The sequence below is a fragment of the Gordonia sp. CPCC 206044 genome (genome assembly GCF_048537895.1).
Lineage (GTDB): Bacteria > Actinomycetota > Actinomycetes > Mycobacteriales > Mycobacteriaceae > Gordonia.
Genome location: NZ_JBCLVL010000014.1, coordinates 146,779 through 158,614, shown reverse-complemented (window position 1 = coordinate 158,614; position 11,836 = coordinate 146,779). Strand labels below are relative to the sequence as shown.

General features: G+C 66.6%; 10 protein-coding genes. 6 read left to right on the top strand and 4 right to left on the bottom strand.

Annotated features, from left to right (window positions below; genetic code table 11):
- Positions 1-779: 779 nt before the first annotated feature.
- Positions 780-1,589 (bottom strand): ABC transporter permease, encoded by an 810-nt coding sequence (locus AAFP35_RS20790; RefSeq protein ID WP_419223543.1) that lies wholly within the window; start codon positions 1,587-1,589, stop codon positions 780-782.
- Positions 1,586-2,605 carry an ATP-binding cassette domain-containing protein gene (locus AAFP35_RS20785; protein ID WP_419223542.1) on the bottom strand — a complete coding sequence of 340 codons (1,020 nt, stop codon included), beginning with the start codon at positions 2,603-2,605 and terminating at the stop codon, positions 1,586-1,588. Before AAFP35_RS20785 ends, AAFP35_RS20790 begins: the two co-directional genes overlap by 4 nt.
- A 253-nt stretch (positions 2,606-2,858) precedes the next feature.
- On the opposite strand from AAFP35_RS20785, the gene AAFP35_RS20780 reads away from it, so the two are divergent.
- From AAFP35_RS20780 to AAFP35_RS20765, 4 genes are all read left to right on the top strand, one after another.
- Complete coding sequence (locus tag AAFP35_RS20780; protein ID WP_419223541.1) at positions 2,859-3,536, top strand: PadR family transcriptional regulator; 678 nt, start codon at positions 2,859-2,861, stop codon at positions 3,534-3,536.
- Positions 3,537-3,587: 51 nt separating this feature from the next.
- On the top strand, positions 3,588-4,604 hold the full coding sequence (locus AAFP35_RS20775) for a beta-ketoacyl-ACP synthase III (RefSeq protein WP_419223540.1): 1,017 nt from the start codon (positions 3,588-3,590) through the stop codon (positions 4,602-4,604).
- A gap of 114 nt (positions 4,605-4,718) precedes the next feature.
- Positions 4,719-6,323 carry a peptide chain release factor 3 gene (locus AAFP35_RS20770; protein ID WP_419223539.1) on the top strand — a complete coding sequence of 535 codons (1,605 nt, stop codon included), beginning with the start codon at positions 4,719-4,721 and terminating at the stop codon, positions 6,321-6,323.
- A gap of 7 nt (positions 6,324-6,330) precedes the next feature.
- Positions 6,331-7,116 (top strand): hypothetical protein, encoded by a 786-nt coding sequence (locus AAFP35_RS20765; protein ID WP_419223538.1) that lies wholly within the window; start codon positions 6,331-6,333, stop codon positions 7,114-7,116.
- A gap of 103 nt (positions 7,117-7,219) precedes the next feature.
- Here the strand turns inward: AAFP35_RS20765 and AAFP35_RS20760 are convergent, their stop codons facing one another.
- Both AAFP35_RS20760 and AAFP35_RS20755 read right to left on the bottom strand, forming a co-directional pair.
- Positions 7,220-8,224, bottom strand: coding sequence for an enoyl-CoA hydratase/isomerase family protein (locus tag AAFP35_RS20760; RefSeq protein ID WP_419223537.1), 1,005 nt, complete (start codon positions 8,222-8,224; stop codon positions 7,220-7,222).
- A 34-nt stretch (positions 8,225-8,258) separates the two neighbouring features.
- Complete coding sequence (locus tag AAFP35_RS20755) at positions 8,259-9,131, bottom strand: LysR family transcriptional regulator (RefSeq protein WP_419223536.1); 873 nt, start codon at positions 9,129-9,131, stop codon at positions 8,259-8,261.
- A gap of 90 nt (positions 9,132-9,221) precedes the next feature.
- Here AAFP35_RS20755 and AAFP35_RS20750 point away from each other — a divergent pair, with 90 nt between their 5' ends.
- Together AAFP35_RS20750 and AAFP35_RS20745 are read left to right on the top strand one after the other, a co-directional pair.
- A complete protein-coding gene (locus AAFP35_RS20750; RefSeq protein WP_419223535.1) occupies positions 9,222-10,199 on the top strand; it encodes a DMT family transporter in 978 nt (325 codons plus the stop codon).
- Between the two features lie 75 nt (positions 10,200-10,274).
- Complete coding sequence (locus tag AAFP35_RS20745; RefSeq protein ID WP_419223534.1) at positions 10,275-11,828, top strand: ABC-F family ATP-binding cassette domain-containing protein; 1,554 nt, start codon at positions 10,275-10,277, stop codon at positions 11,826-11,828.
- The last annotated feature ends 8 nt before the right edge of the window (positions 11,829-11,836 follow it).

Below are 11,836 nucleotides of genomic sequence, written 5' to 3'. Positions count from 1 at the left end.
CGCGTCCGCTGATCGAGTAGCGTCCGAGCGCAGCGAGGCCGCGTATCGAGAACTGGTGCCAGAGCGTTGGTCTCGATACGGCACCTCGGCTAACGCCTCGGCACCTACTCGACCAGCAAGCGGGGCACCTCAGCACCCACTCGACCAGCGGAGGAATCAGCCCCGTGCCCGGTGATCGAGTAGCGTCCGAGCGTAGCGAGGCCGCGTATCGAGATCTGGTGCGAAAACGCAGGTCTCGATACGGTGCCTCGGCTGGCGCCTCGGCACCTACTCGACCAGCAAGTGGGGCACCTCGGCGCCTACTCGACCAGCAACTGGGGCACCCCAGCCCCTACTCGACCAGCGGAGGAATCAGCCCCGCGTCCGCTGATCGAGTAGCGTCCGAGCGCTAGCGAGGCCGCGTATCGAGATCTGGTGCGAGAGCGTTGGTCTCGATACGGTGCCTCGGCTGGCGCCTCGGCACCTACTCGACCAGCAAGTGGGGCACCTCGGCGCCTACTCGACCAGCAACTGGGGCACCCCAGCCCCTACTCGACCAGCGGAGGAATCAGCCCCGCGTCCGCTGATCGAGTAGCGTCCGAGCGCTAGCGAGGCCGCGTATCGAGATCTGGTGCGAGAGCGTTGGTCTCGATACGGTGCCTCGGCTGGCGCCTCGGCGCCTACTCGACCAGCAAGCGGGCACCCCAGCATCTACTCGCGTACCCGAAGGTGCCGCGGTTTGACCGGCGCAACAGCCGTTAGGCGATCACGCTGCGACTACCCACTCGTCATACGTACCGCTAAGCGTTTTCCTTCCGGAACACCGCGGTCCCCCACCAGGTTCCGAGCGCGGCGAGGATCACCGCGGCGAGCAGCCCCCAGGTCAGGGTCGACGATGCGAGATCGCCTGCGAAGCTGTCGCGGACCGCGTCGACGATCCACCGGAACGGCATGAAGTCACTGATCTTCTGCAGCCACGTCGGTCCGAGCGTCATCGGCAGCAGAATCCCCGACAGCAACAGCACCGGCATCATCACCATGTTGATCAGCGGCGCCATCACGTCCTCGCTCTTGGTGGTCAGGGCCACCGCATTGGATGCTGCGGCACACGCACCTCCGACGAGCAGGGTGATCACGATACCGACGATGACACCGACGACCGAACCGCGCATCCCCATCAGGTAGCCGAGGACGACCAGGATGACCGCCTGGACGAACAGTTGCAGGATGTCGCGCCACAGCCGGCCGTAGAGCAGGGCGGTGCGACTCGCCGGGGTCACCCGTTCGGCCTCGATGACGCCTTCACGCCATTCGCCGATCAGGCTGAATCCGGCGAACATCGCGCCGAAGAGTCCGAGCTGCACCAACAATCCCGGCACCAGGAAGGTGTACGCATTGTCCGAACCGCCGGGGAACGAACTGACCAGCGGTTTCAACAACGGCCCGAACAGCACCAGATACAGGACCGGCTGGAGGACGCCGATCAGCACCCACGCCGGATTGCGGAGGTTCATGCGGATCTGGCGGCGGAAGACGATCGAGCTCTCCCGGAAGAAATTTCCCTTCGGCAGCACGGCCACCGGGTGGCGCGCTTCTGTGTCGATGGTCATCGTTGTGCTCCTGTCGGGGTCGGGGTGTCGGCCGGGTCGTCGGCTTGTTCGGTCTCGGTTTCCGCGTCGCGAAGCGAGCGGCCGGTGAGGGCGAGGAAGACGTCGTCGAGGGTCGGACGGATGACCTCGATGGAATCCAGTGCGACACCTGATGTCTCGAGATCTCGGAGCAGTCCGGGCACCTGTCGTCCGGCACGCTGCACGCGGCCGCGGACGTGGCGACCGTCGGTTTCCACGGTGGTGGCGATCCTGCCCAGCTTCTCCGCCGACACGGCAACCATCGAACCGTCGGCGACCTCGAGGTCTACCAGGTCACCGGAGACCTGCGCCTTGAGATTGTCGGAGGTGTCGGCCGCAACGATCCGCCCGTTGTCGATGACCAGGATGCGGTCGGACAGTTCGTCGGCCTCGTCGAGGTAGTGCGTGGTCAGGAACACCGTCGCGCCGCGCTCACTTCGCAACCGGCGGATGTGCTCCCACAGGTTGGCGCGGGCCTGCGGGTCCAGACCGGTGGTCGGCTCGTCGAGGAACACCAGTGTCGGCTCGTGGACGAGCCCCATCACGATGTCCAGGCGACGTTTCTGACCGCCGGACATGTTCTTGGGCATGCGTTCCCAGAGTCCGTCGAGCTGCAGATCCTCGAACAGTGCTTTGCCCCGCCGAGTGGCTTCGGCGCGCGAGAGCCCATAGAGCATCCCGTGGTCGACGACCTCGTCACCGGCCTGCGCCTGACTGAAGGTGCCACCTGCCTGCGACACGTAGCCGATACTGCGCCGCACCATGACCGATTCGGTGACCACGTCGTATCCGTTCACGACGGCTGTACCCGCGGTCGGACGCAGCAAGGTGGTCAACATGCGAAGCGTGGTCGTCTTGCCCGCGCCGTTCGGCCCGAGGAATCCGACCACCTCACCCTCGGCGATGTCGAGATCGACACCGTCGACCGCTCGGACCTCCCGCTTCTGCTTCCCCCGACCCGTGTGAAATGTCTGCACGAGTCCGCGTGCGTGAATCATGTGTTTCCCTTCTGGCCGCTGAACTGCCCGAGCCCTGTCCCGCATCCGGGACAGTGTTCAATTTTGAATACCTACGACTATCCCTGTGTGAACGTCGGAAGTCAACGCAGATTTCCGACGCTCGGCGCGTTGCCGAATCCGGCCATTCCAGCCTTCTCCGGGTCCGACTTGCCTGATGTCAAGGATTCATCGAATTGCGGACAGATCCGGTCCTCGTCCCCCGAACGGTCACGACGTCCTACGCTCGGGTGTCATGGGCGCGACGACGACTCGGATGCTGCTGCTGGGGGCGGTGGGCCTCTTCGAGCCGGTCAACGGATATCAGATCCGTCGAGAACTGATGTCGTGGCAGGTCGACCGCTGGGGGAACCTCAATCCCGGATCGATCTATCACGGCCTGACTCGACTGACCGCGAACGGCCTGCTCAGACGCCACGATCTGTCCGACGGGTCGCGTGAGGTGGCGGTCTACGAGCTCACCGCCGACGGTCGTGTCGAACTCGACTCGCTGATCGAGTCCGCGGTCACCACGGTCGACATCTTCGACCGACGAGACCTGCACGCCGCCTTCGGACTCCTACCGATGGTGGACGCAGACAAGTCCGCCGCGTGGCTGCGCACCCGCCTGACCGCGTTGACCGCAGCCGTGTCGGAGATCCCCGAGACGATCTCACCGGACGACCACCCCTACGCACCCCCGCACGCCTTGCGCGGCATGGAGTTGTGGGGCGCAGAGGCCCGCGCCGAGCTGACCTGGCTGGCCGGCGTGGTCGAAGACCTGACGTCGGGGCGATTGAGCTTCGCACCGTCGGAGACGTACACATGGCAGCCGCCCGCCGACGACCCCGGGCATCAGATGACGGCAGACCGGGAACGGTACCGTGCCATGATCGGCGGTCGGTCCGCCGAGCACGGGGCTACTTCCCAGTAGGCCCAGGGTGTGAGACCGTCTATGGCGGGTCACATAGTGAAAGGGACACTCATGGCTGTCATCGCGGACACCGCCGGGATCAACAACATCGGCATGCTCGGCATCGGTGCATATCGCCCCGAACGCGTCGTCACCAATGACGAGATCTGCGAACAAATCGACTCCTCCGACGAGTGGATCTACACCCGTACCGGCATCAAGACGCGTCGGTTCGCCCGGCGCGACGAGAACGTGATGGAGATGTCGGTCAACGCCGGCCGCAAGGCGATCGCGAACGCGCTGCTGTCGGGATCCGACATCGACGCCGTCATCCTGGCGACCAACACCCATCTGCTGCTGACCCCGGCAGGTGCCACGGCGGTCGCCACCGAGCTCGGCGCAAACGGTGTCCCCTCCTTCGACATCACCGTCGGATGCGCAGGCTTCGGCTACGGCATGGCCGTCGCCTCCGACATGATCCGCGGCGGCAGTGCGACCCATGTGCTCGTCATCGGCGCCGAGCAGCTCTCGGTGACGATGGACATGACCGACCGCACCAACTGCTTCATCTTCGGCGACGGCGCAGGCGCGGTCGTCGTCGGTCCGACCGAAGATCAGCAGCTCGGACCGGTCATCTGGGGTAGCGACGGGTCGCAGTTCAACGCGATCCGCCAGGACATCGACTGGGTGAGTTTCCTCGACAGCGACCGCACCCAACGCCCGTACCTGCGCATGGAGGGCACCGCCGTCTTCCGTTGGGCCGCCTTCGAAATGGGCAAGGTCGCCCAGCGTGCGCTCGAAGCCGCGAAGATCGGTGCCGAAGAACTCGACGTCTTCGTCCCGCACCAGGCCAACTCGCGGATCAACGACCTGCTCGCCAAGAACCTCAAGCTGCGCGAGGGCACCGTGGTGGCCAACGACATCGAGCACACCGGCAACACCAGCGCCGCCTCGATCCCGCTGGCGATGGAGGAACTGCTGTCCACGGGCGCCGCACAACCCGGCGACACCGCACTCCTGCTCGGTTACGGCGCCGGACTCAGCTACGCGTCGCAGGTCGTCAAGCTGCCGCCGGTCCCGTTCGAATAACCGACCGATCGTCGTCGGCAACCGTTGCCACGGGTCCGCTGACCCGTGGCAACGCCTGTGTCGTGACCCCGACGCGTTTTGCCCGGTGAACGGGTCCGACGGTAGTTTCGACGGGTGAGCTCTGACGTAGCCGGCGAGGTCAAACGGCGCCGCACCTTCGCCATCATCAGTCATCCCGACGCCGGTAAGTCGACGATGACCGAGGCGCTGGCGCTTCACGCGCGCATGATCAGCGAGGCAGGCGCCATCCACGGCAAGGCCGGCCGTAAATCGACGGTCTCGGACTGGATGGAGATGGAGAAGGCCCGCGGGATCTCCGTCAGCTCGACCGCCCTCCAGTTCAACTACTCCGGCGATCACTCCGACCCGGACGTGCCGAACGTGATCAACCTGGTGGACACACCCGGTCACGCAGACTTCTCCGAGGACACCTATCGTGTGCTCACCGCCGTCGACGCCGCAGTGATGCTCATCGACGCGGCCAAGGGCCTGGAACCGCAGACGCTCAAGCTGTTCCAGGTCTGTCGTCATCGCGGCATCCCCGTGGTCACCGTCATCAACAAGTGGGACCGTCCCGGGCAGACGCCCCTGGAACTGATCGACGAGATCACCGAACGCATCGGCCTGACCCCCACACCGCTCTACTTCCCCGTCGGCATCGCCGGCGACTTCCGCGGGTTGCTCGATCGACGCACCGGCCAGTACATCCGCTTCACCCGCACCGCGGGCGGCGCCAAGGTCGCACCCGAAGAGATCATGGACGCCGACGCCGCGGCCGCACGGGAGGGCGATGAGTGGACCACGGCACTCGAAGAGAGCGAACTGCTCTCCGAGATGGGCCAGGACCACGACCAGGAACTGTTCCTCGGCGGTCAGACCTCCCCGATGATCTTCGCGTCGGCGATGCTCAACTTCGGTGTGCGCCAGCTACTCGAGACGCTCGTCGAACTGGCACCCGCGCCGACCGGCCGAGCCGATGTGGACGGTCGGGTGCGCGAGGTGACCGAGCCGTTCAGCGCCGTCGTCTTCAAGGTGCAGGCCGGCATGGACACCAGCCATCGAGATCGGTTGGCGTACATGAGGATCGTGTCCGGCGAGTTCGAACGCGGCATGGTCGTCATGCATGCGCAGACCGGGAAGCCGTTCGCCACCAAGTATGCCCAGGCCGTGTTCGGCCGGGATCGTTCGACGGTCGACGTCGCCTATCCGGGCGATGTCGTCGGCCTGGTCAACGCCACCGCCTTGGCCCCTGGCGACACCCTCTTCATCGACCCCAAGGTCCAGTACCCGCCGATCCCGTCCTTTGCCCCGGAACACTTCTCGGCTCTGAGGGTCAACACCGCCGACAAATACAAGCAGTTCCGCAAGGCGATGGACCAGCTCGACAGCGAGGGCGTCGTCCAGGTGCTGCGCAACGACCTGCGCGGCGACGCGTCGCCGGTGCTCGCCGCGGTGGGCCCGATGCAGTTCGAGGTCGTGACCGCCCGGATGAAGTCCGAGTTCAACGTCGCCACCACCATCGAACCCCTGGGCTACTCCCTCGCACGCCGCACCGACGCCGCCAGCGCACCCGAACTGGACCGTCAGCGCGGCGTCGAGGTGTTCACCCGTTCCGACGGCGCACTCCTCGCCCTGTTCAGCGACAAATGGCGGCTGCAGTACATCGAGAAGGAACACCCCGATCTCACCCTCGAACCCCTTGTGGCGACGGCGGATTGACTCGAGGATGACCCCACTGTCCCGGATGGTCGTGCTCGCCGCGGCCGTCGTCACGATGACCGCGGCCTGCGGCTCCGACGACGGGGCGGCACCGTCATCGTCGTCGGCGACCTCGACGACGCCCGCGGTGTCGGCACGTCTCGACGACGCACAGTGTCGCGAATCGCCGCCGACCGGCAAGATCGACCGCAGCGCAAGCGATCTGGAGTTCCAGGGCGGTGGCATCCGAGTGGCCATACAGCACGGCCCCGCCGCCACGCCGGGCGACACGAACGCCGACAGCGACTGCTACGGATTCAGCCGCTGGGGCGATCCGAACCCTGAGGTCCCCCCGGATTCGCTGCTCTTCGTCTTCAAGGGGCCCGGCACCGACGGCGCCCAGATCGAATTCCTGGTCGGCGAGCTGACCGGCGGAGTGCTGCCACCGATCGGCCCGGTTCGACCCACCGTGGGTCCCTTGACATCTCCGATCAACGCCCAGATCGGCGTCTCGGTGGCGGGCACGTACTACCACGCGGCGTCGTGCGCCCTCAAGATCACCACGATGTCGTCACGCGAAGCGGCCGGAGCCTTCACGTGTCCGGTGGCCACCTACAGCGAGGCCAATCCGTTCGCTCCCGACGACGACGTCTCCTACGACTCCGATGAGTCGGAGACAGCGGCCCCGAGCACCGGACCCGTCGGGCCACCGGGGGGAGCATCGCCGTCGACATCGACGTCGACGAGCCCCGGCAACACCGCCTCGTCCCCGGCCGCGGTCGCGTTGTCGGGGTGGTTCGAGCTGACTCCCTGAGCCATCCGGTTGCCGTCGGCGGGGTTTCGGTTGCTGTCGACGAAAACTCGGTTGCCGTCGGCGGGATATCGGTTGCCGTCGGCAGGGTGTGGTCGTGCTGGGCTCAGCGTGCGCCGATGATGCGGGCGACCACGGCCGGGTCGACGTCGTCGAGGTTGGCGGGCTCGAACCGGGCATCGCGCGACTTGTCCACGAGAACGGCCCGCACGCCCTCGGCGAAATCGTCGGTGCGGGTGATCTGTTCGGCTGCATGCAGTTCGCGGTCGAAGCACTCGTCAAGTCCCGACCGCGCTCCGGCCGTGATCATCGCCGCGGTCACCCACAGGCTGGTCGGCGACGCGTTCTCGATCAGATCGACCATCTCGGCGGCCCACTCGTCGCCGACGGCACCACGCAGACCACCGACGATCGCGGTGACGTTGTCTTCGCCGAAGTACTCCCCCACCTTGCGCAGCGGGACGTCGGTCGACGGCGGATCACGATGCTCGGCGAACACCTCTACCAGCGGTGTGCCCGAACGCAGCCGGTCCGCCACACCGGGCAACTGTGCAGACGGCACGAAATGCGTTGCCAGACCGACTTCCACGGCCTCGGCGCCACGGATACGCGCCCCGGTGAGACCCAGCCACATCCCGACACCGGCGGGCAGACGCGGCAGGAAGTACGTCGACCCGATGTCGGGGAAGAACCCGATCGCGGCTTCCGGCATCGCGATCACCGCCTTCTCGGTGACCACCCGCACCTCGCCGTGCACGCTGATGCCGAGCCCGCCGCCCATCGCCGCCCCGTCCACCAGTGCCACATAGGGTTTCGGGTAGTTGGCGATCAACTGGTCCAGGCGGTACTCACTGCTGAAGTAGTGGGAGACGGCCTCGACCTCCCCCGCCACCGCGTGCTCACGGATCGCGCGGATGTCACCACCCGCGCAGAATGCCCGCTCGCTGCCCGAGGTCACCAGCACCGTGTCGATCGCATCGTCGTCGCCCCACTCGGCGAGTACCGAGTACATGTCGTCGATCATCGTCTGATCGAGCGCGTTGAGCGCCTTGGGCCGGTCCAGGACGATCTCGCCGACACCGTCGGCCACCGAGGTACGAATAAACGACATGCCGGCCAGGTTATCGCCTTGCGTCAAACGGCCGTCAGACGCCGATCTCTGCGACCGAGCCGGGGGCCGCTCGTGTCAACGCGGCACGCGTGGCCGTCTGCACCGATTCGGGAACGTCGGGCGCGAACCTGACCTGAAGGGCGCAGTTCGACGCGGCGGGCAGCCAGGGCACGTCGCGCAACCCTTCCGGCGACTTGTGGACGACGGGCAGCAACACCACGCCGAGCCCCGCACGCGCCGCGGTCAGCACCCCGGACAGATCAGCCGACTCCACCACGATCGAGAACTCGACGCCCGCACGCGAGAGGACGTCGATCGCCATCGCCCGCGTCGAACACGGCTCGTCGAAGACGATCAGCGGCAACGGACCAGATCTCTGCGCATCGAAGCCCTGCGCGGCGAACCAGCGTGTGGCCACGATCGGACCGAGCGCGAGGGTGTCCGGCCCCATCGGTTCCTGGTACACGGCCACATCGACCTCACCGTTGTCCATGGCGGCCATCACCCGCCGACTGCGTTCCAGACGGAAGTTCACCGGTCGGCCCGGCCACTGTTCGCGCAGGATCTGCGAGAGGAATGGCAATGCCCAGTCGGCTCCGTGTTCGGTGGTGGCGACCGTGATCGGCGGATCGGAGGTGCGAATGTTCAGTCGGCGTACGGCCTCGTCGTGCGCGGCGAGGATCTTGCGAGCCTCGACGAGGAGCATCTCGCCGTCCACGGTGAACCGTGTGATCCGCCCGTCGCGCTCGACCAAGGTGAGCCCGGTGACCACTTCAAGGCGACGGACGTGCTGGCTCACCGCTGACTGGGTGAGATGTAGAGCGGTTGCCGCGCGATGGAACCCGCCGCAGGTCGCGACCGCCACCAGGCTTCTCAGCGGCGTGATGTCCAGAACCGGGTTGGGCATACCGCGAGCGTAGTCCGATAAGCAACTGTGATCAATCACGATAACTGATCATTGTTGGACGTGGTCGGCGCGTGCACCGAGGCTGGGAACATGAGGATCCCGGTAGGCCCATCGACGCTGTTCGTCGTCCTGTGGGCCTTTGCCTATCCCCTCGGCGCCCTCGGCGTCGGGGCCATGTCACCCATGCTGCTGTTGACCTGTCGTTTCGCCGGATCGGCGGTCGCGATGACGGCACTCGCGCTGGCGACCCGACGTCGGTTTCCGCGTGGACGAGCGCTCACCCACGTCGCGGTCGTCGGCCTGCTCACCCAGGTGACCCAATTCGGCGGCATCTACCTCGGTCTACAACTCGGCGTGCCCGCGGTCATCACGGCGTTGGTGATCGCGCTGAACCCGGTGGCGACCGCGGTCTTGGCACGTCCGATGCTCGGCGAACGCATCGGGCGTCGACGGCTCATCGGGATTCTGATCGGCGTGGCAGCCGTCTCGGCCGCCTGTATCCCACGCATCGTCGCCGACGCCGACGCGATGGGTGCCGCGGTGGCTCTCGCCCTGGTCGCGTTGATCGGCGTCGCGGCGGGCGGAATCCACCAGCAACGCTTCTGCGCCGACGTCGACCCGATCGCAAGCAACGCCGTGCAGTTCGCCATCGCCGCCGTGCCGGTCGCCGTGATCGCCGTCGCCACACCACAATCGGTGCCCGATCCGGCCCGAGCGGCTTGGGTGGTGCCCACCATGATCGTGCTCTCCTCGATGGTCGCGACCACGCTGTTCCTGAGGTTGGTGACAGCGGCCGGGGCCAGCGCGACGTCGATGCTGTTCACCCTGATCCCCTCGGTCGCCGCACTGCTCGGCTGGGCACTGCTGGGTGAACGACCAGACCTCTGGATCGTGCTCGGGATCGCACTGGCCGCAACATCACTCGTCGTCGCAGCGAGAAAAGAGGTTGGCGGAATCCGCCACGAGCGCGCTATGGTGGTCGGCAAGACGGTGTCGTCGGCGATTTCGAGAAGCCGGATCTCCGTGTCCCACGACCAGAGGAGTGATCAGCCACTCATGAACGACTGAGGTAGGTACACCCCCGCGACAACAGGTTTCGCATGTGCGGACGTCGCGACCCACCACCACCTCAGGAGTCCTGACATGGCACCATCCTCTTCGTCGGCAGCTCAGCCGAACTCTTCGATCGCACTCTCGGATGTCTCATTCGCATGGCCCGACGGCGCGATGATCTTCGATCACGTCTCACTGACGATCCCCGACGCGGTGTATTCCCTGGTCGGCGCCAACGGCGCGGGCAAGAGCACCCTGTTGCGGATGATCGCAGGCGAGTTGGAACCCACGACCGGCAGCGTCACCGTCCGCGGCGAGGTCGGACGGGTCGGCCAGCATCCCTACGACGATCCGGACGCGACCATCGCCGTGGTGCTCGGCATCGCCGACATCCGTGCGGCGTTGCGCCGCATCGAGTCGGGGTCGGTCGACGAACGCGACTTCGAGATCGTCGGCGACGATTGGGATGCCGAACAACGGGCCGCAGGCCATCTGGCCGCGCTGGGGCTACCCGAGGATCTCGACCGTGCGGTCGGCAGCCTGTCCGGCGGTGAGGCGACGCTGCTCGCGATCGTCGCCCAACTACTCCGCCGACCCGACGTATTGCTGCTCGACGAGCCCACCAACAATCTCGACAGTGATTCGCGCACAAGGCTCTTCGACGTGATCTCCGGGTTCTCCGGCACGGTCGTGGTGGTCAGCCACGATCTCGAACTGCTCGAGCGTGTCGATGCCACGCTCGAGTTGTATCGCGGGGACATCCGGCTCTTCGGCGGACCGTACTCGCTGTACCGGGCCACTCTCGATGCCGAGCAGGAGGCTGCCGAGGCCGCGGTCGCCACCGCTGCCAACGACCTGCGCAAGCAACGCCGCGAGATGGTCGACGCACAGATCAAACTGGACCGGCGGGCGCGGACCGCAGCGACCGCCGAACGCGAGAAGCGAGTGCCCAAGATCATCGCCCACCTGCGTCGAGATGCCGCCCAGGTGTCGGCGGGCAAGTTGCGCAACGCGCATCGCGACGACGTCAGCGCCGCCGCCGACCGACTCGACTCGGTGCGCGACGAGGTGCGTGACGACCGCACCGCGCGCATCGCGATGCCCGAGGTCGACGTCGCGACCCGCGCCCAGATCGTCGACGACGACCGGCTCCGCATCGACGGCCCCGAGCGGGTGGCGCTGGTCGGGCACAACGGTTCGGGGAAGACGTCCCTGATCGCCGACCTCATCGCATCCGGGCACGTTCTGGTCCCGTATGCGCTTGTACCCCAACGCATCACCTTCGACGATCCGACACTGTCGATCGCAGCAGCGGTGGCAGGCGCGCATCCGGACATCCCAGTTCAGAACGTGCGCGCACACTTGGCACGGTTTCTGTTCCGAGGCGCCCGCGCCGACCGGCCGCTCGCCGAGTTGTCCGGCGGGGAACGCCTCCGGGTGGCCCTGGCCACCGCATTGCTGGCCGATCCCACGCCGAAGCTGCTCATCCTCGACGAACCGACCAACAACCTCGATCTCGACACCACCGAGGAACTGGTGTCGGCGTTGCGGGACTGGGCAGGCGCGCTCCTGGTGGTCTCGCACGATCCGGGCTTCCTGGACCGCATCGGGATCGACCGGACCCAGACGCTGTCGACTCGGTGATCCGGCCG

Bases quoted from the DNA above. Each gene is read 5' to 3' on its own strand.
- AAFP35_RS20790 (WP_419223543.1), bottom strand. From the start codon at position 1,589: ATGACCATCGACACAGAAGCGCGCCACCCGGTGGCCGTGCTGCCGAAG.
- AAFP35_RS20785 (WP_419223542.1), bottom strand. From the start codon at position 2,605: ATGATTCACGCACGCGGACTCGTGCAGACATTTCACACGGGTCGGGGG.
- AAFP35_RS20780 (WP_419223541.1), top strand. From the start codon at position 2,859: ATGGGCGCGACGACGACTCGGATGCTGCTGCTGGGGGCGGTGGGCCTC.
- AAFP35_RS20775 (WP_419223540.1), top strand. From the start codon at position 3,588: ATGGCTGTCATCGCGGACACCGCCGGGATCAACAACATCGGCATGCTC.
- AAFP35_RS20765 (WP_419223538.1), top strand. From the start codon at position 6,331: ATGACCCCACTGTCCCGGATGGTCGTGCTCGCCGCGGCCGTCGTCACG.
- AAFP35_RS20760 (WP_419223537.1), bottom strand. From the start codon at position 8,224: ATGTCGTTTATTCGTACCTCGGTGGCCGACGGTGTCGGCGAGATCGTC.
- AAFP35_RS20755 (WP_419223536.1), bottom strand. From the start codon at position 9,131: ATGCCCAACCCGGTTCTGGACATCACGCCGCTGAGAAGCCTGGTGGCG.
- AAFP35_RS20750 (WP_419223535.1), top strand. From the start codon at position 9,222: ATGAGGATCCCGGTAGGCCCATCGACGCTGTTCGTCGTCCTGTGGGCC.
- AAFP35_RS20745 (WP_419223534.1), top strand. From the start codon at position 10,275: ATGGCACCATCCTCTTCGTCGGCAGCTCAGCCGAACTCTTCGATCGCA.